The 21,598-nt window shown below is 45.9% G+C and carries 18 protein-coding genes, 1 tRNA gene, 1 rRNA gene, 1 other RNA gene and 1 pseudogene; 4 read left to right on the forward strand and 18 right to left on the reverse strand.

Translation table 11 applies throughout. The features are described from left to right. From NE671_RS14665 to NE671_RS14680, 4 genes are all read right to left on the reverse strand, one after another. A 16S ribosomal RNA gene (locus tag NE671_RS14665) occupies positions 1-268 on the reverse strand; the annotation flags it as partial. Positions 269-861: 593 nt separating this feature from the next. Further along, positions 862-1,569, reverse strand: a complete 708-nt coding sequence (locus NE671_RS14670) for a CvpA family protein (RefSeq protein WP_173740393.1) — start codon at positions 1,567-1,569, stop codon at positions 862-864. 10 nt (positions 1,570-1,579) lie between these two features. Then, positions 1,580-2,812: a DUF5711 family protein gene (locus NE671_RS14675; RefSeq protein ID WP_022426514.1), complete on the reverse strand. Its 1,233-nt coding sequence runs from the start codon at positions 2,810-2,812 to the stop codon at positions 1,580-1,582. 66 nt (positions 2,813-2,878) lie between these two features. Next, positions 2,879-4,141: a LysM peptidoglycan-binding domain-containing protein gene (locus NE671_RS14680; protein WP_114001481.1), complete on the reverse strand. Its 1,263-nt coding sequence runs from the start codon at positions 4,139-4,141 to the stop codon at positions 2,879-2,881. 157 nt (positions 4,142-4,298) lie between these two features. On the opposite strand from NE671_RS14680, the gene yyaC reads away from it, so the two are divergent. Continuing rightward, positions 4,299-4,886 carry a spore protease YyaC gene (gene yyaC, locus NE671_RS14685; RefSeq protein WP_022426512.1) on the forward strand — a complete coding sequence of 196 codons (588 nt, stop codon included), beginning with the start codon at positions 4,299-4,301 and terminating at the stop codon, positions 4,884-4,886. On the opposite strand, the gene NE671_RS14690 is transcribed toward yyaC, so the two are convergent. The 8 genes from NE671_RS14690 to NE671_RS14725 all read right to left on the reverse strand — a co-directional run bounded on the left by NE671_RS14690 (position 4,859) and on the right by NE671_RS14725 (position 12,584). Continuing rightward, the gene (locus NE671_RS14690) at positions 4,859-5,797 is read right to left on the reverse strand and encodes a transketolase family protein (protein WP_015525670.1); all 939 of its coding nucleotides are present in this window, start codon (positions 5,795-5,797) and stop codon (positions 4,859-4,861) included. The two genes, yyaC and NE671_RS14690, sit on opposite strands and share 28 nt — an antisense overlap. Beyond that, complete coding sequence (locus NE671_RS14695; protein WP_015525669.1) at positions 5,785-6,624, reverse strand: transketolase; 840 nt, start codon at positions 6,622-6,624, stop codon at positions 5,785-5,787. The genes NE671_RS14690 and NE671_RS14695 overlap by 13 nt, the downstream gene beginning before the upstream one ends. A gap of 66 nt (positions 6,625-6,690) precedes the next feature. Beyond that, on the reverse strand, positions 6,691-7,344 hold the full coding sequence (gene fsa / locus NE671_RS14700) for a fructose-6-phosphate aldolase (protein ID WP_015525668.1): 654 nt from the start codon (positions 7,342-7,344) through the stop codon (positions 6,691-6,693). A 274-nt stretch (positions 7,345-7,618) separates the two neighbouring features. After that, positions 7,619-8,737, reverse strand: a complete 1,119-nt coding sequence (locus NE671_RS14705) for a LacI family DNA-binding transcriptional regulator (protein ID WP_059086187.1) — start codon at positions 8,735-8,737, stop codon at positions 7,619-7,621. Between the two features lie 87 nt (positions 8,738-8,824). Continuing rightward, positions 8,825-9,421, reverse strand: a complete 597-nt coding sequence (gene recR, locus NE671_RS14710; protein WP_015525667.1) for a recombination mediator RecR — start codon at positions 9,419-9,421, stop codon at positions 8,825-8,827. Beyond that, positions 9,421-9,777 carry a YbaB/EbfC family nucleoid-associated protein gene (locus tag NE671_RS14715; RefSeq protein ID WP_015525666.1) on the reverse strand — a complete coding sequence of 119 codons (357 nt, stop codon included), beginning with the start codon at positions 9,775-9,777 and terminating at the stop codon, positions 9,421-9,423. The genes recR and NE671_RS14715 overlap by 1 nt, the downstream gene beginning before the upstream one ends. Positions 9,778-9,808: 31 nt before the next feature. Next, entirely contained in the window at positions 9,809-11,431 is a 1,623-nt protein-coding gene (gene dnaX, locus NE671_RS14720; RefSeq protein ID WP_015525665.1) for a DNA polymerase III subunit gamma/tau, read from the reverse strand. A 70-nt stretch (positions 11,432-11,501) separates the two neighbouring features. Beyond that, positions 11,502-12,584 (reverse strand): 6-phosphofructokinase, encoded by a 1,083-nt coding sequence (locus NE671_RS14725; RefSeq protein ID WP_021977972.1) that lies wholly within the window; start codon positions 12,582-12,584, stop codon positions 11,502-11,504. A gap of 290 nt (positions 12,585-12,874) precedes the next feature. Between NE671_RS14725 and NE671_RS14730 the strand changes: the two genes are divergently transcribed. Next, the gene (locus tag NE671_RS14730) at positions 12,875-13,636 is read left to right on the forward strand and encodes a hypothetical protein (RefSeq protein ID WP_015525663.1); all 762 of its coding nucleotides are present in this window, start codon (positions 12,875-12,877) and stop codon (positions 13,634-13,636) included. Between the two features lie 53 nt (positions 13,637-13,689). Next, an RNA gene (ffs, locus tag NE671_RS14735) (signal recognition particle sRNA large type) lies at positions 13,690-13,951 on the forward strand. Between the two features lie 94 nt (positions 13,952-14,045). Here the strand turns inward: ffs and NE671_RS14740 are convergent. From NE671_RS14740 to NE671_RS14750, 3 genes and pseudogenes are all read right to left on the reverse strand, one after another. Beyond that, positions 14,046-14,483, reverse strand: a complete 438-nt coding sequence (locus NE671_RS14740) for a GatB/YqeY domain-containing protein (RefSeq protein WP_022426683.1) — start codon at positions 14,481-14,483, stop codon at positions 14,046-14,048. A gap of 151 nt (positions 14,484-14,634) precedes the next feature. Continuing rightward, complete coding sequence (gene tadA / locus NE671_RS14745) at positions 14,635-15,165, reverse strand: tRNA adenosine(34) deaminase TadA (protein WP_114001486.1); 531 nt, start codon at positions 15,163-15,165, stop codon at positions 14,635-14,637. Positions 15,166-15,409: 244 nt separating this feature from the next. Next, positions 15,410-15,598 (reverse strand): annotated as a pseudogene (locus NE671_RS14750) (family 1 glycosylhydrolase); the annotation flags it as partial. A gap of 163 nt (positions 15,599-15,761) precedes the next feature. Here NE671_RS14750 and NE671_RS14755 point away from each other — a divergent pair. After that, the gene (locus NE671_RS14755) at positions 15,762-16,457 is read left to right on the forward strand and encodes an anaerobic ribonucleoside-triphosphate reductase activating protein (RefSeq protein ID WP_021650953.1); all 696 of its coding nucleotides are present in this window, start codon (positions 15,762-15,764) and stop codon (positions 16,455-16,457) included. 55 nt (positions 16,458-16,512) lie between these two features. Here NE671_RS14755 and NE671_RS14760 read toward each other — a convergent pair whose 3' ends face one another. From NE671_RS14760 to NE671_RS14770, 3 genes are all read right to left on the reverse strand, one after another. Then, a complete protein-coding gene (locus NE671_RS14760; protein ID WP_173740391.1) occupies positions 16,513-17,586 on the reverse strand; it encodes a DUF6128 domain-containing protein in 1,074 nt (357 codons plus the stop codon). Positions 17,587-17,721: 135 nt separating this feature from the next. Continuing rightward, a tRNA-Pro gene (locus tag NE671_RS14765) sits at positions 17,722-17,795 on the reverse strand. Positions 17,796-18,004: 209 nt separating this feature from the next. After that, complete coding sequence (locus NE671_RS14770) at positions 18,005-21,511, reverse strand: Ig-like domain-containing protein (protein WP_256164129.1); 3,507 nt, start codon at positions 21,509-21,511, stop codon at positions 18,005-18,007. Between the last annotated feature and the right edge of the window lie 87 nt (positions 21,512-21,598).

Here is a 21,598-nt window from a genome sequence, read left to right on the forward strand (position 1 = left end):
CCAACTAGCTAATCCAACGCGGGTCCATCTTATACCACCGGAGTTTTTCACACCGGACCATGCGGTCCTGTGCGCTTATGCGGTATTAGCAGTCATTTCTGACTGTTATCCCCCTGTATAAGGCAGGTTACCCACGCGTTACTCACCCGTCCGCCACTAGAATTAAATCATATCGACCGAAGTTTCAATAAAGTAATTCCCGTTCGACTTGCATGTGTTAAGCACGCCGCCAGCGTTCATCCTGAGCCAGGATCAAACTCTCTGATAAAATGTGTTAGCAATTCAGTGATGCTCGCATCAACTTAATTGCGACTCACACTGATTAAGCCAAATGCTTAAGAAGTGTTTGATTCATTTACTCAAGACAACCGTTTGGCTATCTCTCGTTTTTACTGCTTTTGGTTTGTTTAAACCGTTCTTTAAATGTAAAGAAATTTTCGAGAATCGTATGTGTTTCACTGTTTAGTTATCAAGGTTTGTTGTGTCTGTCTCTCAGACAGCTCGTTTATTTTATCTCATCTCTTTTTGTTTGTCAAGCACTTTTTTAAGTTTTTTTCAAACATTTTTGAGTTAAGATTTTGTTGTCGTTTTGTTGACGACTTGGATACTTTATCATATCTTCTGTCTTTTGTCAACTACTTTTTTATTTTTCTGAAAGCAGATGTATTTATCTGTTTCTTAAAAACAATTTGTTCCTAACAACTCTGATAGAATATCATTTTTTCCATTACCTGTCAACATGTTTTTTACATAAATTTCATTTTTTTCTAAAAAACGTATTTTTTCGCCAAAAACCGCATTTCACAGACATGGTCACCACCTGTATCCTGGTGCTTTTCCCTCTGCAAAATGCGGTTTCTTTTACCCACCATAAAATATTCCTGTAAAAATACGGATAAAAATATTTTTATCATAAAGAAAATCCAGTACTGTATCACCCCGGATCAGTCCCAGACTCTTTTGCCCTATTTCCGTGTTGCATAAAATCGTAAGTACCAGCATTCCGACCCATACAAAAACAATACACTTCATGCCTCCTACTACGGCGCCGGCTATTTTGTTGATCCCACGGATGACCGGCAATCTTGCCAGGAGATCCATGGCATACGCCAGCACATGGATCAGGATTGAGGAAAGTATGTATGATACCAAAAAAGAAAGACAGTTCACTGCTACATTGGCCAGATATCCGGAAATATACCCTGCAAATGTATTAACCGCCAGATATTGATACACCAATGCCGTATTATTTTCTGTTATCCCCTTCTGGAGGAGATCCGGAATATCCATACTGCTGATCAACGCCTTCTGTTCCTCCTCATCCATGGTTTCTTTTCCATCTGCCAGAGAATCCACAAATGATCCGCTGGCAGTCTGGATTTTTTCATAAACAGACGTATTCTCACGTATGAACTGATTCACATAAGGATTGATCAGCCATACCAGAGCAACGGAGATCAGAACAAGCAATGCAGATACTACTTCTTTTACAAAGCCATGCCTGTATCCATCCACCATGGAAAAGGCAAGCAGGACCAGCACAGCCAGTCCAAGCCATGTCCAGTTCATATCTGCCCCCTTAACTGAATTTTATGGTGCTGACGCCTGTATCCAGTACCATAAGATATTTATTCCATCCGATCTTAAAGAAATCCCGGATCGTTCCATCTACATTTCCGGCATATTTCTGTACGCCACGGCTGTTCATCACGCAGATCTGCGAGCTGTTATACATGATGATATTATCTCCGCTCATTTTTATAGTCGTATATGGAATATTGAAATTTTTACGGAATTTCAGCTGTCCGCTCATACTATAGACTTCCATTGTATACAGATCATCTTTATTATTGTTTTTAAATACAAGGCCAATCCTGTCATCACTGAAAAATGTACTTACGATCTCCTGTTTTACATTGACTGTTTTGCTTTCTTTGGGAATCTGGCTTCCCTGGTAAGTAGAAAATCCATCATCTCGCAAAGCAATATACTTACTGTCACTGATACATTCCACCTGCGGGATCACTACATTCTCATAGGTATAACCACTTACGATCCGATCATCCTCATTCTGCCCTACATCCCCATAATTATAAAATGCCACATAGCTGGTAGTCTTGCTTCCATCAACATACTGGAATGTTACCATCATCACTCCGTTATCAGACACTGCTACATCCATGGGATATCCCGGATCATCGATCTTAGTCAGATTTTCCGCGACCAGACTGCCATCCGGATTATAAAAATTGATCCAGGTATTATCATCATTGTCCAGGATCACTGCAACCATTCCATTCGATGCGATCCGCACTTTTACAATAGCATAAGATGTTGTTACAGTTCCGGTCACACCTTTTTTGTCGCAGATATAAAGCGATGTTCCCTCGCTGTCTGCAACAACCGCCCTGCTTCCATTCACATCTGCAATAGGATTCTGCATTGTATAGGTTTCATTCCAGATCGTATTCATGCTGTTGTCCACAACAGATACTCCATCCGGACTGTATCTCAGGATATCTCCATCCATGTCCACATACTGTGTGGACACAACATCTTCCTGTTCGCTTGTATTTAATACTTTATAGCTGTGATAGCTTCTTTTTTCTGCATAGAGAAAAACCAGGCAGACTGCAGCAGCGATCACTGCCGCTGTGATCACCTTTTTCCCCTTTCTTGAAATCCTTCGGCGATGAGAAGTTCTCCCGTAGTGAGCGCCTTCCTGTGCAGCCTGTTCCTGTGCAAGCCTGGCTTTTTGCCTCATCAGCTTTTTACGCTTTTGTTTTTTCTGTATTTTTTTTATGATATTCACAACTGTATCCCTTACCTTAAGTATTTTATTTTGTAATTGGTTTTCCAGTTATTATAGCACACTCCATCAGGGTAGTACAATTACCTGCCCGGGATAAATGATCTCATTGGCAGAAATTCCGTTTAATGCACAGATCTGTTCCATCGCCTCTACAGTGCCATAGCGGTTCAGACTGATCTGATACAAGGTGTCTCCCGGGTGGATCACATAAGTTTCTCCAGGATTTCCTGCAGCCACTGAAGTCTCTTCTGTTTTTTTCTCTTCTGTTTTATTATCCTTTTTTTGCGTTGCTTCTGAAACAGACTGTTTTTTTGAACTTCGAGGTTCCGGTGTTATTGAGATTTTTTCTCTTTTCTGCGTGGTTTCCGTCGGGACCGGAGTTCCCCGCACAGCTTCCTGCGTCTGTACCGGTTTTTGTGTCTGCACCGGTTTCTGCGTCTGCACCGCCTTTGGCGAAACCGATACACTCCGCACCGGTTCTGTTACTGCAGGTGTTATCTGCACCACCGAAGCAGAAGCAGCGCGATAATCTTCCGGAACCTCTGTTTTTTTCTGCTGATTCCGATAAAAGCCCACTCCAGCCACAAGAACTGCCAGTGCCAGACACACCGTAGCCGCATAAGAAAAAACAGAAGTTTTCTCTTCTCCCCGTTCCTCCGGATTTTTACTGTCTATGATCTTTCTGAAATTTCTGACAGCCCTGTCCTCCACTTCCTCGGATGCTTCTCCGCCCTCTTTCTGGCTGCGTTCGATCATATACGTCTGCATCTGAGAATTTTTCTCATAATAAATATAATACCCGCTCAGTTTTGCCATCATGCCGCCATCATAACGGAAAAAGGCATCCTCCCGTTCTCCAGGATCCATCAGCATCAGGATCTTTTCCCCTCCGAAATGTCTGAGATGTACTTTCACAAAAAGCTCCGTGATCTCCATTGCTATCTGAGGCTGTGCAAAAAACCATCCCACGATCTCCTGCTCCGGAAAATACTGATCCTTATCCTCCTGCAGTTTCTGCCAGAGTTTTTCCGAAAAGTCAATATGTTCTGCCGCAGCCTCCATGCCGTCTGCTGCAATGGCACCTTTTATAAAAATACAGGTCATATCTGCAGTCCATTGAATTTCACCTGTAAGTACCGCCACACTTCCCTGGCCTTCCGGCTTTTCATCTTCTGCCAGGCTGCAGAGAAATGTGTATACATAATCTTCTATATAAATCCTGTAATCTCCGTTCGCCAGCCCGATCTGCCTTACATTTCTAGGCATGGAAAACGATTCCTGTGCGGCTTCCTGTTCTGTTGTGTCCTCCTTATAAATGACTTCTATCATCTCATATCACTCCTTCTGTCCAAGCATAGCACAGTAAAAATGCGGATTTTAGCAGAATGTAAGAGTCTGTCCACAGAATTTAGCGACAGATTCCGCACCATGCATATTTTTCCTTTTTTCAGGATATGATAGAGTGAAAAAAGAATCGAGGTTTCTCATGGCTTTTTACATTGATGCCGGAAAAAACGGTTCATCCGGCGAGATTGCTTATCTTCTGAAAAAATGCATTCTTCACTGTCCCAAGAAATGGACTGAGATCGTGTTTTTATGCATTGGTAGTGATCGTGTTACCGGAGATTGTTTAGGCCCATATATCGGACACCTTCTTCATCCTCATGAAACCGGACATATTTTTGTCTACGGCACTCTTTCCTGCCCGGTCCATGCCCTGAACCTGGAAAAAACTTCATCGCTTATCACAAGGCTTCATCCACACGCCCTCGTGATCGCCATAGACGCTTCTCTTGGACAAAAAAAACACCTGGGCTATGTGACCATTGGAAATGGTGCACTTTACCCAGGTGCTGGTGTTCAGAAAGATCTTCCACCTGTAGGGGACATCCATATCACCGGCATTGTAAATACTGCCGGAATCATGGAGCAGCTTACCCTGCAGACTACCCGGCTCTCCACCGTGGTAGCACTTGCAGATGTGATCGCCTGCGGGATCCTTAAGATACTTCCTGCAGAAACAGACTTATCCCCTGTTGATCTTGATTATGCGAACTCCTTGATCTGCTTATAGATACCCTCTGCATCGAGACCGTATTTATGAAGAAGCTCTAATGCCGGACCGGACTCACCGAATACATCATGGATTCCGATACGTTTAACCGGTACCGGTGCCTTCTCAGCCAGGCACTCGCATACAGCTCCGCCAAGACCGCCGATGATGGAATGCTCCTCAACAGTTACAACCTTGCCGGTTTCTTTGGCAGCTGCAACAACAAGGTCCTCATCCAGAGGCTTGATGGTATGGATATTGATCACTTTTGCATCGATTCCGTCTGCTGCAAGCTTCTCAGCTGCTTCAAGAGCCGGTGCAACGCAAAGTCCGTTTGCGATGATGGTAAGATCTTTTCCCTCGCGGAGAACGATGCCCTTACCAAGCTCAAATTTATAATCCGGTCTGTCATTGATAACCGGAACAGCAAGACGTCCGAATCTCATGTATACCGGTCCCTGATGCTCGTAAGCAGCAGCAACCATAGCTTTTGCTTCGATATCATCAGAAGGACTTGCAACGACCATGCCCGGAATCACTCTCATCAGGGCAAAATCCTCCAGGCACTGATGTGTGGCGCCGTCTTCACCTACAGAAATACCGCCGTGAGTTGCTCCGATCTTTACATTCAGCTTCGGATATCCGATGGAGTTACGAACCTGCTCATAAGCACGTCCTGCTGCAAACATTGCAAAAGTACTTGCAAAGGGAACCTTACCTGTGGAAGCGATTCCTGCTGCAATACCCATCATGTTGCACTCTGCGATACCGCAGTCAATGTGACGCTCCGGGAATTCTTTTTTAAACATACCTGTCTGTGTAGCTGCAGCAAGGTCAGCGTCAAGAACGATAAGATCCTCGTGTTTTTTTCCTAATTCTATGAGGGCACTGCCGTAGCTTGCTCTCGTTGCGATTTTCTTTACTTCTGACATAATGCTTCACCTACCTTCTCCAGATCTTCCATTGCCTGTGCATACTGCTCATCATTCGGAGCTTTTCCGTGCCAGCCTACTGCGTTCTCCATGTAGGAAACGCCTTTACCTTTTACTGTTTTCATGATGATAGCTGTCGGCATACCCTTTGTAGCTCTTGCCTCATCAAAAGCAGCCTTCAGCTGATCCATATCGTTGCCGTCCGCAACATTGATCACATGGAAATTGAAAGCTTCAAATTTCTTGTCGATCGGATACGGGGAGCATACATCTGCAATGTCACCATCGATCTGAAGTCCATTGTTATCTACGATCACAACCAGGTTGTCCAGTTTACGGAAGCCTGCGAACATAGCTGCCTCCCACACCTGGCCTTCCTCGATCTCACCATCACCCAGCAGAGTATATACTCGATAGTCATCATTACTGAGTTTGGCAGAAAGAGCCATACCTGCTGCTGCAGAGATTCCCTGACCAAGAGAACCACTGGACATATCAACGCCCGGAATATGCTTCATATCCGGATGTCCCTGAAGATAGGAGCCCAGATGACGAAGTGTTTTCAGATCCTCTTTTGGAAAATATCCTCTCTCTGCAAGTACAGAATAGAGTCCCGGTGCTGTATGTCCTTTGGAAAGGACAAAGCGGTCACGGTCTGCCTTCTTAGGATCCTTCGGATCGATGTTCATCTCTTCAAAATATAAATAGGTGAACACGTCTGCTGCAGAAAGGGATCCGCCCGGATGGCCGGCCTTTGCTGCATGGACTGCTGTTACGATATCCTTGCGGACTTCGTTGGCAACTTTCTGAAGTTCTAACTTATCCATGTTATAAATGTCTCCTTTTTAGTGCCCTGCTGTTCACAGGGAATTTGTATATAAAAGAGGTTTCGATCACTCACCGAATACTGCCTTGTAATCAGCCTGGAATTTAGCGATACCTGCATCTGTCAGCGGATGATGTGTCATCTGCTCAATTACCTTGAACGGTACCGTAGCGATATCTGCGCCTGCAAGTGCACATGCAGTTACATGCATTGGATGACGAACGCTTGCTGCGATGATCTCTGTCGGGATATCTGCAACTGCAAACATCTCAGCGATCTGCTGGATCAGCTCAACGCCATCTGTGGAGATGTCATCCAGTCTTCCAAGGAACGGAGATACATATGTAGCACCTGCTCTTGCTGCAAGAAGTGCCTGGTTAGCAGAAAAGATCAGAGTAACGTTTGTCTTGATCCCCTCAGAGGAAAGAACCTTAACTGCCTTCAGTCCCTCTGTTGTCATAGGAATCTTAACAACCATGTTCGGATGGATCGCTGCGATCTCACGTCCCTCACGGATCATTCCCTCAGCATCTGTTGTGGTAGCTTTAACCTCACCACTGATCGGTCCGTCAACGATCGTTGTGATCTCTTTGATCACCTCGTTGAAGTCTCTTCCTTCTTTGGCGATCAGAGACGGGTTTGTTGTAACTCCACAGATAACTCCCATGTCATTTGCTTCTCTGATATCCTCTACTTTAGCTGTGTCGATAAAAAATTTCATTGTTTTTTCCTCCTGTTTACGTTCGTTCTTTTTCTTGATGATTCCATTATAACAAACTCATTGCGGGGGTCAAGACACCTGTTTTTTATTAATAAATATTCTATTAATAAAATAACATTTTATTAATAGTGTCTGTCAATTTTTTCACTCAAAACAGCTTCTTTCCATTTTCCTCAATTCGAATATCGCCGTAATTATCGTAGCTAACAAGGTTTCTATTCAAATGTGTCATGGAAACTCTCTCTATATATTATTATTAATAATTTTTGCGCTATTATTTATTTTTCTGTTCATCAGACTGGTTTCTGTCCAGTCTTGCATACCCCGTCGTGCGGCGCGTGATCAGCTTCGGGGTATATTCGATATTATACAGGCTGGCAGGTCTTTCATCCAGGTAAAATTTATCATTCATGTCGATCTTACGGATGATGATGTCACAGGCATCTCTTCCCTTCAGCGCAACAAAATGATCAATGGTTGTCAGGGAGATCCTGCGGATGCCGGAATAAAAAATATTGTCGCACCCTATGACAGAAACATCCTTCGGAACGTGTATCCTCATTTCATGCAGCGCATCAATGGCGCCTATAGCCATCATGTCATTCTGTCCTGCGATAGCCGTAAATTTCTGTCCTTCCTGGAGAAGTTCCATGGTCAGTTCGTAGCCCATGGCATACTCGGAATCCATCCGCGGGATCTTTCTGTCATTGGATTCATCTGCCGCCTTGATGAGCACATGATCTTTTTTTCCCTCTTTTTCAAACTCGCGGACAAAGCCCTCCACACGCTTGGAGCGCTGCCACTGCCGTCTGGTAAGAGGCGGCGTGATAAATGCCACATCCGTGTGCCCCAGATCAAGAAGATGTCTGGCCATCAGCCTTCCTACCACTGTGTTGTCCTGATTGATAGCATCTACCGTGGTTGTTTTTTCCTTGTTGCTGATGATGACCAGCGGTGTTTCTTTTGCGATCTTTTCTACCTGATGCTGGAAATCCGGATGAGGATTGCAGGTATAGATGATCCCTGCCGGCCGCATGGTCTGCATCATACGGAGATATTTTTCTTCCAGCCCCGCATCGCGCTGGGTGTTGCAGATAAATACCCCATATCCCTGCTCATTGGCCACAGCCTCGATCCCTTGAAGCAGCAGTACATAATAGGGACTGGTGAGTGTGGGGCAGAAAACAACGATCAGCTTTTCTTTTCTGTCAGCTTTGTGTTTCCGACGTCCGGGAAGCTCATAGCCAAGCTCTCTGGCCGCCTGCTCCACCCGCTCCACAGTTTCTCTCGAAAAAGAAACATTATATTTCCGGTTCAGCACCATGGATACCGTTGCCTGGGAAACTCCTGCGCGTGCTGCCACATCCGATGAGGTTGCTTTCTTTTTTGCCACCAGTCTCACCTCCTTTATAACCTGGGGAAATTTCCTGGCTGCTTATCACTTTTTGCAATCCCTCAGGGAATTTTTCACCTGATCCGGTTATAGTTCCACTCTTCCTTCCAGTGCCCGGAGAAGTGTCACCTCATCAATATACTCCAGATCACCGCCCACCGGAACTCCGCTGGCGATACGGCTTACTTTGATCCCGGTCGGTTTGATCAGCTTACTGATGTACATAGCTGTCGTTTCGCCTTCAAGACTGGAATTGGTTGCCACAATAACTTCCTTTACATCCCCCTGAAGGCGCTTCATCAGTTCCTTCAGTTTGATATCATCCGGCCCGATCCCAAGCATCGGGGAGATCGCGCCATGAAGTACATGATATACACCGTCAAATTTACCTGTTTTCTCATATGCTGCCAGATCCCTGGTATTCTCAACCACCATGATCGTGCTGTGATCCCTTTTGGGATTGGCGCAGATCGGACAAAGCTCCTGATCTGTCAGCGTGTAACAGCACTTACAGTACTGAACATTCTGCCTTGCATCGGTAATGGAGGCGGTCAGCTGCTCCACCTGGTCCTTCGGCATATTCATGATATGAAATGCAAGACGCTGGGCAGATTTGGCTCCGATCCCCGGAAGATGGGAAAGCTGCTCAATAAGTTTATTGATATGGCTGCTGTAATATTCCATCAGAAAGGAAGACCTCCGCCAAGACCGCCAAGGCCGCCTGTGAGTTTGGACATCACTGCTGCTGACTCGGACTCAACCTGACGGAGCGCCTCATTTGTTGCTGCCGCGATCATGTCCTCAAGCATCTCGATATCATCCGGATCTACCGCTTCCTCGGAAAGTGTGACCTTTGTTATTTCACGTTTACCGGAAACTGTAACGGAAACAGCTCCGCCGCCTACTGTTGCTGTAAACTCTTTTTCCTCAAGAGCTTTCTGGTTTTCTTCCATCTGACGCTGCATTTTCTGCGCCTGTTTCATAAGATTATTCATGTTTCCCGGCATACCCATGCCAGGAAATCCACCTCTTTTTGCCATAATACTTTCCTCCTGTTTTTTGTTTACGGATTTATGACTCCTCATCCGGGTCTTCTTCCACTACGATATCCATGTGGATATTCTCCCGAAGTGCATCGTCTACTGTGATCTGCGCGAGATTGGTGTGCTGATGTTTGTTGGCTACCAGCATATGTATCTCCACGCTCTTGCCTGTCCGGGCAGCAATAATGTCCTGAAGCTCTTTCTTCGCCTCCGGATTGTCTACATAATTCATCCCCAGAAAATCCTGGAATTCCACATAAAGGATGGGATCTCCTGTTTCTCCGTTATACTTGGGGACTGCACGCTGCAGGGACTGCTTGAAAAGTCCGGTAGTCTGACCCACGATGGCACGCCAGCCTGCCACGATCTTCTGAAGATCCTCAGGAGCTGCCTTCTGTGGTTTCTGCTGCTGTACCGTTGCTGTACCGGTCACTGCCGCCCCCGGTTCCCCGGTTCCACCGGCCTCGCTCTCCCGAACGATCACCTGCTGCACAGGCCGTTCCTCCATCTGCTTTTCCAGGACACGAAGCCTGTCAAGAACAGAGTCCAGATTTGTCTCCATGGCCGGTCTGCACAGCTTGATCAGTGCGATTTCCACCAATACACGCTTCTGGCTTGCAAAACGGATCTGATTGGACAGATCAGAAAAAATACGAATGTAACGCATCAGCGTCTCCACATCTGTCATCCCGCTCTCTTCCTTCAGAAGTTTCAGATTCTCAGAAGAAACATCAATGGCTTCCTCCGGATTTTCGGAAGTCTTCACAAGCAGAAGATTTCGCATATACCAGGTAAAATCTGATACAAACTGTCCCAGCTCCCGGCCGCCTGTGATCAGGTCCTCCAGCACATGGATGGAACCTGTCACATCGCCGGAAAGAACCTTTCGGAGAAGCCTGCTGAATACCTCTGTATCCACAGCTCCCAGAACATCCAGGACTTTATCATAAGTAAGCACCTGTCCCAGATAAAAGGAAATACACTGATCCAGAAGACTCAGGGCATCTCGCATGGACCCGTCGCCTTTTTTTGCCACATAGCGTACAGCCTTCTCCTCTGCTTCCACCCCTTCTGCTGTCAGAAGCTCGGAAAGTCTGGCAGCAATGGTATCAATGGATATCCGGTGAAAGTCATAGCGCTGACATCTGGACAGTATTGTGATCGGTATCTTGTGGGCCTCTGTAGTCGCCAGGATAAAAATAACATAAGAAGGCGGCTCCTCCAATGTTTTCAGAAGAGCATTAAATGCACCTGTTGAGAGCATATGCACCTCATCGATGATATAAACCTTGTATTTACCCTCGGTTGGACGATAAGCCACTTCCTCACGGATCTCACGGATGTTATCAACACCGTTGTTGGAGGCTGCATCGATCTCGATCACATTCATGGCAGTTCCCGCCTGAATGGCCTTGCACATGGCACATTCATTGCAGGGGCTGCCATTTACAGGATGTTCACAGTTTACTGCCTTCGCCAGGATCTTTGCAACCGTAGTTTTTCCGGTACCACGCGTTCCGCAGAACAGGTATGCGTGTCCGATACGGTTCGCCTTGATCTGGTTGGTCAGTGTTGTCACAATATGATCCTGTCCTTTTACATCGTCAAAATTGTCGGGACGAAATTTACGGTAAAGAGCAGTATAACTCATAAAACTCTCCTTCTCTTCGCCACAGTCGCCGCGGAAAGACTCCCGCGGCGGCCAGATGACTCATAATTCATTAATCGCCAAAACTGATTCCGATCTGTTTGGCTGCTTTTACAAGCTGATCCTTTGGAGATACCATTTTCAGCTTGCCTGCGCATTCAGCAAGAGGAACCCTCTTGATCTTGCCGTTGATGACACCGATCATAACACCGTATTCCTCATCCATGATCGCCTGCGCTGCACCGGCACCGATCCTTGTGGAAAGAACGCGGTCATATGCACATGGCTCTCCGCCTCGCTGCATATGTCCCGGAACTGTGATACGTACCTCACTTCCGGTCACCTGCTGGATCTGGTCTGCGATCTCATAGGATACAGACGGATATTTCTTCGCTCTTTCCGCAAGCTTTTCTTTGTATTTTTTCTTCGGAAGCTCTGCATCTTCTTTTGAGATAGCTCCCTCAGCTACTGCAAGAATGGTAAAACGCTTGCCTGCCTTGTTACGCTTCTGGATGGCTTCTACAACCTTATTGATATCGTATGGGATCTCCGGGATCAGGATCACATCTGCTCCGCCTGCAACACCGGCATTCAGTGTAAGGCTTCCGACCTTATGTCCCATGATCTCAACAATAAATACACGTCCATGAGATGCAGCTGTTGTATGGATGCAGTCAATGGCATTTGTTGCGATCTCCAGAGCGCTCTGGAAGCCAAAGGTCATATCTGTACCCCAGATATCATTATCAATGGTCTTCGGAAGATGGATGATATTCAGGCCTTCCTCGCGGAGAAGATTGGCGGTTTTCTGCGTTCCGTTTCCGCCGAGGATCACAAGACAGTCAAGACAGAGCTTATAGTAAGTCTGTTTCATGGCCTCAACCTTATCCAGTCCCTTCTCATCCGGAACCCGCATCAGTTTGAATGGCTGTCTGGATGTTCCGAGAATAGTTCCGCCCTGAGTCAGGATTCCGGAAAAGTCCCTGGCTGTAAGCATACGATATTTCCCGTAGATCAGTCCCTTATATCCGTCATCAAATCCATAAACCTCAAGGTTCTCAACGCTGTTGCTCAGACCCTTTACAACGCCTCTCATGGTTGCGTTCAGTGCCTGACAGTCACCACCGCTTGTCAGCAGACCGATTCTTTTAATCATAGCGTCCTCCATTCTGTGCCCTCTTATGTGCACATTTTATTTGTTGCTGTCTGCATATAAGACAGATATTCCACCTGACGTATTTCTGCAGAACAACTACTGTATCCTCTCTTTTCACAGAGTTTTACACAATATAATATTATAAAGCATTTTCAGGCAGTGTACAATAGCCAAAAAAGCACGAAAACAGCGAGTGTATTGATTGACTTTACCTGTATCACATCGTAAAATAAAATTATCAGTAACTTTCGTATGTTTACAGAAAATTTTCGTCTAGAAAGGAGAGTCCTATGAAAAAATTTCTCAAAAAACTATCCTGCGCTTTATTAGCCGCAGCCATGGTATGCGCCATGACTCCTCTCGCCGCCAGTGCAGCGATCAATTATTCCAAAACCCGGATCGTTTATATGCCCACATCCGGAAAGGACCTGGGATACGATGAGATCTCGATCAGCAATATTCCTGCTAAACAGAACATTCTCAAATCCAATGTTAAAGTAGTCAGCGGAGGATCTGTGATCGCACTGGATTACTTCGGTTCCAGCAGCTTCAAAAGTACCACGGAGGCTTTCCGCAAGGGTGCAAAACCGTACACTCACTCCGATCATTTCTACAATATCGGTTTTGCCGTTAAAAAGCCCGGAACCGGAAAGATTTCCTTCAAGGTCGGAAACAAAACCTATACTTCCACCATCAAGGTTCTTCGTTATGTCAACCCGTTGAAATCCGTCTCCATCACAGGTGTAAAAGGCAATCTTGCCGGAAAATTCAAAAGCTCCGGCCATAACGCCTTTCGTTACGCCAACAAGGCACAGAAGAATGCTGTCATGAAATGCACCGCTGCAAATGGCTGGAAGATCACAGGCGTTTCTTTCAACAACAACCGGACCCATACACAGTATAGTACCAATTACAACGCTCCTAACAGCGGGGCTTCTTCTTCCACGCTCCGTATCGGAAACCTTTCTGCGAAGCAGTCCGCCTATATCAGCTTCACCCTTCGCAACACCAAAAACGGAGCGGTACAGTACTGTACACTTAATATGAACTGATTTATTTCGGTCTGTACCTTGACAAATCCGGTTTCAGAGTCTATAATTAAATTCCGCGCAGCCGGGGAGATAGCGGTGCCCTGTACCTGCAATCCGCTACAGCAGGGGTGATGCCAATCTGAGGCTTGTATCTTGCAGAGCAGCCCTTTATAAGTGGCGTTGACGTCTGGGTCTTACGCAACAGGAATCTGTGAACCGTGTCAGGGCAGGAATGCAGCAGCACTAAGCAGAAGCTCTTGTGTGCCGTGAGGGTGCCTGGGCTGAGTTAACTGTAAAGGTAACGTCTGTGAGACCATTCCGAGGTGCGGCGCGCGTAAAAAAGGTTATAATATATGATCTCTATATAAACAGCATTCCCGCCGGGTCTGTCATTTATGACTGATCCGGCGGGATTTTTTGTACTATTATTTTATTTACAATATCCGGCAACTACCTGATTGATCAGCTTGCCGTCTGCCTTTCCCTTCAGATCTCCCATAACTGCCTTCATGATCTGGCCTTTATTTCCTGTTGCCAGAACATCTGCAAATTTCTCCTCGATATAAGCCTTGATCTCTGCTTCATCCATCTGCTTCGGAGCATATTTCGCAATGATATCATATCTTGCCTGATACTCCTCTTTCAGATCTGTACGTTCTGCAGGGCAGGTGTCGATCTGCTCTTTTGCTGTTTTCAGCTCTTTCAGGATAACTTTGTCTACAAGCTCTCCTTTGATGTCATCACGGCATCCCTCATCAATGGCAGCTTTTTTTACTGCTGCGATCAGTGCGGAAACTGCTTCCTTTGTTACCTTATCTTTGGCCTTCATTGCTGCTACCATGTCTTTTCTTAAAGCTTCAAGTTCCATTTTTGTTCCTCCATTTTCTGTCGTTCCTGTATCAACGACTTTCGTTTGACCTGAATGGATTTTCTGTCTGTAATAGTGAAATCCATTTATGATTTTATTTTGATATTTTCACAGGATTCTGTCAAGAGTAAATCTCCCGGGATTTTTCGTTCTATTCCGCTCTCTCTGACTGTGTCTGTCCGGCAAGGCGCTCTGCTTCCTGCTTCTTCAGGATTTTTGCCTGCTTCTTTTTCTCCCGCAGTTCCCTGAAAAATGTGGAAAGCATTTCGGAGCATTCCTCTTCCAATACCCCTTCTGTGATCTTTACCTGATGATTAAAGCCTTCGATCTGAAGAAGATTCATCACAGATCCGGCACAGCCTGCTTTCGGGTTCATACAGCCGATCACCACCTCATCGATCCTGGACTGTACCAGTGCACCGGAACACATCTGACAAGGCTCCAGCGTTACATACATGGTGCATCCCTCCAGACGCCAGTCTCCCAGCTTTTTACTTGCCTTTCGGATAGCATTAAGCTCTGCATGAGATAAGGTATTTTTATCTGTATTGCGGCGATTGTAGCCTCTGGCTATGATCTTTCCCTCATGCACGATCACGCAGCCGATCGGCACTTCCTCCAATGCACGGGCCTTTTTTGCCTGGCGGATTGCCTCTTTCATAAAACGTTCCTGATCTGTCACGTTTTTACTCCTCCTGTAACTTCACATTCCGGAAAAAGCTCCGGGATTCTATCTGTTCATACTAAGACTGCTCTCAGCCTTCTGTCCGTTCGATTATAACTTTTCAAATATTCCATGTCAATCTACTGCAAAACAGATATTCGCACACAGCCAAAAACGCAGACAACGGAAGCTCTCGCGAACTCCATTGTCTGCGTCAATGAATGCATTATATCTGCTTTTTCCGGAAAGTCAAGCAGCCAGATTATTTGTGAAGTGACTCACCATTGGTAGCGATCACATCTTTATACCAATAGAAGGATTTTTTCTTATAACGGTTCAGTGTACCTGTTCCATCGTCGTTGCGGTCCACGTAAATGTAGCCGTAGCGTTTTTTCAGCTCTGCTGTAGATGCACTGACAAGGTCAATGCAGCCCCAGGAGGTGTAGCCCATAAATTATATGTTTTTTTCTTCCATGAGCAAGTCCCCATCTCTGCTTACTGCTTTTCGCAGCTCCGCAGGAAACTTACTTGATTCGTTTAAAAAGGCTTGCAGCTTTTTTCGGGGGAGAGTATGCTTGTAGTATCATAAATAAGAGAAACAAGGGGATTTTCCTATGAAAATATGTGGATTTAACAAAACAACCCTGCTGGATTATCCGGGAAGGGTAGCCTGTACCATATTCTTAGGCGGCTGCAACTTCCGCTGCCCATTCTGCCAGAATGGAGCTCTTGTCGTGGAGCCTGACACCCAGCCTGAATATTCCCAGGAGGAAATCCTGGCTTTTCTAAAAAAAAGAAAGGGGATTCTCGATGGCGTCTGTATTTCCGGCGGTGAACCCACACTTGCACCGGAGCTGCCGGAATTTCTCAGCAGGATCAGGGAGCTGGGCTATGATGTGAAGCTCGATACCAACGGTTCCCGCCCCTCCGTGGTAAAAAATCTCGCAGCAGCTGACCTGATCAACAAAGTTGCCATGGATATCAAGGCCTGTCCTTCCAACTATCATGTGCTTACCGGTGTACATGCTGATCTGGATGGGATCCGGGAAACTGCCGGATGGCTGCTGGACGGACACCTTGATTATGAATTTCGTACAACAGTTGTGAGGGAACTTCATTCCGAAAAAGATTTTCAGGAGATCAGCCGATGGTTAAGCGGTGCAAAAGCTTATTATCTCCAGGCTTACCGGGATTCCGACGGAGTTCTGATACCGGGATTCTCTGCCTGCTCCGAGGAAGAAATGAAAAACTACCGGGATATCCTGTCTCAGACGATCCCGGTAGTAGAAATTCGTGGTATGGAGCTGTGATCTGCGGATTTGCAAAACTGTTTGCTTATCTGCATGGATGCCGAAATTTTTCTGATCAGATGTTAATAAAACAGTACCAGTATCCTCCCTTTCCGCCTGGGATATGAATATCCGGACATTCCTTAAAGTAGGGAAAGCCAAACATATTGGCCATAAACCGTTCCTGCTGGCTGTATCCACCGGGTACTCCCAGTATGTACTGTCCCCGGGGATTTCTGCACAGCAGAAGATGGCCGAAATTCTGATATCCGTACATGACAAAACGGTTGCTGCAGAAGCAGCCGTTTTTTCTGCATAAGGCACTGCAGTCCGATGGTCTAATCTTGCGGCAGTCTGTGAAATAGCCGTCGTTAAAGGGATCATCACAGGGTATTCCCGGAAGTGGACGAGATGGCTCCGGTCGCGGTGGCTTCGGCGGATGCGGTGACGGCTGGCCTGGCCGTGGTAGTTCCGGCGGATGCGGTGATGGCTGGCCTGGTCGCGGTGGCTCCGGCGGATGCGGACCGGGAGCCTGATATGAATTTCCGGTTTCCGATGTCTTTAATACATCCTCCTGAATCTCCTCCACCGTCATGATCCTGTCTGACTCCTTCTGATTTTCCTGCACTTCTGGCAAGGTTCCATCTTTTTGATTTTCTTCTTCCTTTTCTTCCCGCTCTCTGCCTTTTTTCTCCGCCGCCTTCTGATATTCCGTTCCTGTTTTCTCCGTTTCCTTCCGAGGTTCCGTTTCTTTTTTCTTCCACTCGCGGAAATTCTCCGGCCGGATCGGCTGATCATCCCATTCCGTTCCCCAGAATCCGCCGGCATCGGAGATCAGAAGCAGTCCTCCAAGCTCCTGAAGACTTTTTCCCATGCCTCCAATATCCCCTGTATCCGTTTCCAGTGCGCACTCGATCCGCTCCCGCCCTGTAACACAGCTTCCGATCAAAATACCATCCATCAGCCCTTCCTGCCGCACAAACCCATACACTCTGCACCGACTTCCAGGCTCCAGTCCAACGCAGCGCAGATGAACCTCCACACGGCATTTCCTATCTCTGGCCTCCACCCTCACATAACCGCTGCTGCCATCTTTTTTTCCTTTCCGATACTCGTACACATACGCAACAAAACGCTGATATCCAGCCAACGCACGTCCCTCCGGTATTTCGGTTTCGTTAATATATATGAAGATCGAGAGAAATCATTCCATCAACTGAAAAAAGCTCCAGGATGTACAAACATAAAAAAGAACCCCTCAACCAAGGGATTCTCAAGCTGTTAGTCGAAGCGACAGGATTTGAACCTGCGACCTCTGCGTCCCGAACGCAGCGCTCTACCAAACTGAGCCACGCTTCGTTATTCTGTTTCAGTTGTTTGTGTATTGCTCAACTGCAAGAGCTATTATATTAGAGTTTCTGTACTTTGTCAATAGAAAAAATTAAAATTTTTCAAAAAAATCGAATTTTTTCTTTTTTCCTGCTTCGGGCATGCATTTTCGCAGACCCGAAGCAGTTTTGGGAAAGGTTCTTTATAACATATCAAGTATATTCAAGTGAAATATATGCTTATTTCACTGTAACTGTTACCTTTTTTGTGATTCCGTTGCTGCTTACATAGATAACAGCTTTTCCTTTTTTCACACCTTTAACGACACCTTTGCTGCTTACAGTAGCAACTTTTGTATTGCTGCTTCTGTAGGTGATCTTTGCCTTTGAAGTAGCAACTGCCTTGATGGCTGTTGTTTTCTTTGCTTTTACATTTACAGCTGTTTTGGATGTGATCTTCAGGCTACCTTTTTTTACTGTGATCCTGCAGGTTGCTTTGTAGCTTCCGCATTTTACTGTAATTGTAGCTGTTCCTGCTTTTTTTGCTGTTACTTTTCCGCCTGCGCTTACCACTGCAACGGATTTATTACTGCTTGTATAAGTAACTTTTCCGCTAACGCCTGTTTTTTCCACTTTGATCTGGCTTGTTCCACCCACAAATACAGTTTTCGCTGAAGCCGAAGCTTTTACAGACGGCTTCTTAACTGTGATCTTGCAGGTTGCTTTATAATTTCCGCATTTCGCTGTGATCACAGCTGTACCTGCCGCCTTTGCAGTTACCTTTCCATTTGCGGCTACAGCTACAACAGATGGTTTACTGCTTGTATAGGTTACTTTTCCGGTAACACCTGCGGTCGTTGCTTTCAGCGTCACTGTAGCTGGAGATCCTTTTACATAAAGCGTCTTCGCTGATGCATTCAGTTTTACAGATGGCGTTTTTACAGTAAGCTTGTACTGTGCAGTTTTTCCTGCTGCAGATGTTGCTGTGATCACGGCTGTTCCTGCTGCTTTCGCAGTTACTTTTCCGTTCTCGTCCACAGATGCAACCGTTTCATTATCGGAAGCGTATGTTACATCCTTGCAATTCTCGCCTGTTGCTTCAAGCTGTCTGGAGCTTCCGATATAAAGAACTCCTGAATTTTCTTTAAAAGCAATCGTTCCATACACCAGCTGAACAGAAACATCTGCATGACCATCACTGGAAACTCTTACTGTATAGGTTTCATTTTCCGGTCTCGCTACAGTGGAATCCAGAGCAACCACTCCATCTGTAGTTACTGCATCCTGTACAAGATATGTTGTCTCTGAAGCATGTCCGACACCTGTTGTATAGAAAACAGATACCTTCGGATTTTTGTATTTATCAAGATTTGCAAGCTTAACATGGGTGCTGTCCGTAAATTCCGGAGAAACAGCCATCTCTTCTGTTGCCTGCGGTTTAACATAAATACCATCTGCAAATTCATATACATACGCGCCGTCTGCCATAATGTACGTGATCTTGTTTACGGTTTTTCCCTCAAGACCTGTATCTTTTGCAAAGGCAACCTTATACACCTTCAGCCACATCTCGTTCATATGACGCATGCCATATTTTCCGCCGTCTGTTGTTTCCAGGATCATTCCCTGAATCCCGGAGTTAACTGCAAAATCGGAATCACTCTTTGTATTGCGGAGATATTTTGTGCTGGTTTCTTTTACATCAATCTCATAATCTCCCCAGCGAGAAGATGTTTTGAGTGTTGCCTCCGCATCTGTCACAGTTGCTTTTACATTAAATTTTGTAGCACTGTATGTTCCATCTGTATTCAGTGTTTTATACTGCCCAGGCTCTACCGTCGGAGTACGTCCCAGGGTGATCCCTGCTGCTTCTGTATATACTCCGCTTTCCGGAAGTTCTCCCGCTTCTGAAAGGATCTGCGCCTCTACATACGTTTTTGCATCTGTAGCTACATTAACCTTTTTTACTCCTGCGATCTCATAGCCATTTTCTGTCAGATTCTGAACATCTGCATTTCCGAAAACAGTACTTTTTCTGGTTGTGGCAGATGTAACGGAATCATACTTGCGGCTCGTTGCATCTCCCGCATAAAATTCCTCGTATGACAGAGATGCCGTACCGTAAAGTGTTCCTGTCAGTGCCTGATGTCCATTTGCCACCTTATAATAAATATCTGTTCCCGGAATCTGTGTATATCCATCCACCGCTCCCTTTACCCAGTAATAGGAAACATTGGAAACCGTGATCGGCTGGCCTGTCAGTGTGATATTTTTTGTCATATCCACATAATTGTCGCTTGAGATCATAACCGTGTAGATCTCATCCCCGGCCCTGGCTACACTGCTGTCAAAGGTTACCACCCCATTCTCTGCCACTGCATGATCTACAACATACGTTGTCTTTTTACCATGGCCACTTCCTGTTGTGTAGTATACGGAAACCTTAGGGTTTTCATATTTGTCAAGGTCATCAACTTTAACCTGGGTTGTATTTTCTTTTACAAAAGCCGCCTGTACCTTCATTCCTGCTTCAGGCTGTTTTTTCACAAGAGGAGCTTTGTCTCCGAACTCATATACATAGGAGCCGTCCGGAGTAATATAAGTCACCTTTGAAATTTTTTCCCCGATAAGCCCGGATCCTGCTGAAAACGCAAGTTCGTAGGGCTGTACCCAGATTTCATAGGTATGACGAAGTCCTACCTTCTTGCCACTGGCAGTTTCAAGGATCACTCCCAGTGTATTTCCGCCTACAGCAAAATCACCCTGTCTGGAATTGCGGAGATATTTTGTGCCGGCTTCTTTTACCACCAGCATGTAATCACCCCAGATCGATGGTGCCTGAATCTGGGTGGATGCATCTGTGACCGTTGCTTTTACATCGAATTTTGTTGCACTATATGTTCCGTCTGTATTCAGAGTTTTATACTGTCCTGTTTCCTGTGACGGTGCTTCATTCAGCGTAATATCTGCTGCCTCTGTATAGACACCCTCTCTCGGAAGCTTGGAAGCAGCTTTCAGCGCCTGTGCATCTACATAGGTTTCCGCGTCCACTGCAACACTTACATTCTTCACACCCTGGATCTGATATCCGGAAGAAGTCACCTCTGTGCTGTCCTCATTAGCAAAAATCTGATTTTTACTCGTTGTTGCCGAAGTGATAGCGTCATAGCTCTCCTGAGTGGTATCCCCGGCATAAAATTCCGAATAACTTAAAGTTGTCGTTCCGTACAGTTTTCCGTTCAGAGCGGTCTGTCCATCTGCCACTTTTACATAAACGCCTGTTGTTCCTATCTGTGTATATCCCTCTGCCGGCTGCATGGACCAGAGATATTTCACTCCTGCAACAGTGATCTCAGAAGCATCCTGAAGAACCTCGCCTGCTTCTGCCATAAATGCTTCTCCATCACCGAATGCCTCTTCTGTATCCTCCTGGATCTGCGGTTCCTCTTCCTGTTGAATCTCTTCTGCTGAAATTTCTGCTACTTCTTCCTGAATAGCTTCTGCATCACTTTCTTCCGGCTCTTCCGACTGAATATCAGCTTCACCAACTTCCGGCTGCTCCTGGGAAACAGACTCCTGATCCTCGTTCTCTCCTTCTTCCTGTGCTGTCTCTCCTTGTGTTTCTTCTGACACGTCACTAAAAACTTCCGCCTCAGACGCCATTGCCGTTACCGGCACTCCTGACGCGATCACCGCTGAACTCAGAACGAGTGCAGCTGACTTCTTAAAAAGCTTCCACTTATGCATACCTGTCCTCCTCTTTGTCTTTTATATTACACTAGGCGTTTGCGAAACGCCACAAGCCGCATAAATACGGCATTTTTTGTTACCTAT

It is taken from the genome of Blautia sp. DFI.9.10, from assembly GCF_024461705.1.
GTDB lineage: Bacteria > Bacillota > Clostridia > Lachnospirales > Lachnospiraceae > Blautia_A > Blautia_A fusiformis.

Coding starts and splice junctions, on each gene's coding strand:
- NE671_RS14680 (WP_114001481.1), bottom strand. CDS start 4,141: ATGATAGAAGTCATTTATAAGGAGGACACAACAGAACAGGAAGCCGCA.
- dnaX (WP_015525665.1), bottom strand. CDS start 11,431: ATGAGTTATACTGCTCTTTACCGTAAATTTCGTCCCGACAATTTTGAC.
- NE671_RS14730 (WP_015525663.1), top strand. CDS start 12,875: ATGAAAAAATTTCTCAAAAAACTATCCTGCGCTTTATTAGCCGCAGCC.
- NE671_RS14725 (WP_021977972.1), bottom strand. CDS start 12,584: ATGATTAAAAGAATCGGTCTGCTGACAAGCGGTGGTGACTGTCAGGCA.
- NE671_RS14755 (WP_021650953.1), top strand. CDS start 15,762: ATGAAAATATGTGGATTTAACAAAACAACCCTGCTGGATTATCCGGGA.
- fsa (WP_015525668.1), bottom strand. CDS start 7,344: ATGAAATTTTTTATCGACACAGCTAAAGTAGAGGATATCAGAGAAGCA.
- NE671_RS14670 (WP_173740393.1), bottom strand. CDS start 1,569: ATGAACTGGACATGGCTTGGACTGGCTGTGCTGGTCCTGCTTGCCTTT.
- NE671_RS14715 (WP_015525666.1), bottom strand. CDS start 9,777: ATGGCAAAAAGAGGTGGATTTCCTGGCATGGGTATGCCGGGAAACATG.
- NE671_RS14740 (WP_022426683.1), bottom strand. CDS start 14,483: ATGGAACTTGAAGCTTTAAGAAAAGACATGGTAGCAGCAATGAAGGCC.
- yyaC (WP_022426512.1), top strand. CDS start 4,299: ATGGCTTTTTACATTGATGCCGGAAAAAACGGTTCATCCGGCGAGATT.
- NE671_RS14690 (WP_015525670.1), bottom strand. CDS start 5,797: ATGTCAGAAGTAAAGAAAATCGCAACGAGAGCAAGCTACGGCAGTGCC.
- recR (WP_015525667.1), bottom strand. CDS start 9,421: ATGGAATATTACAGCAGCCATATCAATAAACTTATTGAGCAGCTTTCC.
- NE671_RS14695 (WP_015525669.1), bottom strand. CDS start 6,624: ATGGATAAGTTAGAACTTCAGAAAGTTGCCAACGAAGTCCGCAAGGAT.
- NE671_RS14770 (WP_256164129.1), bottom strand. CDS start 21,511: ATGCATAAGTGGAAGCTTTTTAAGAAGTCAGCTGCACTCGTTCTGAGT.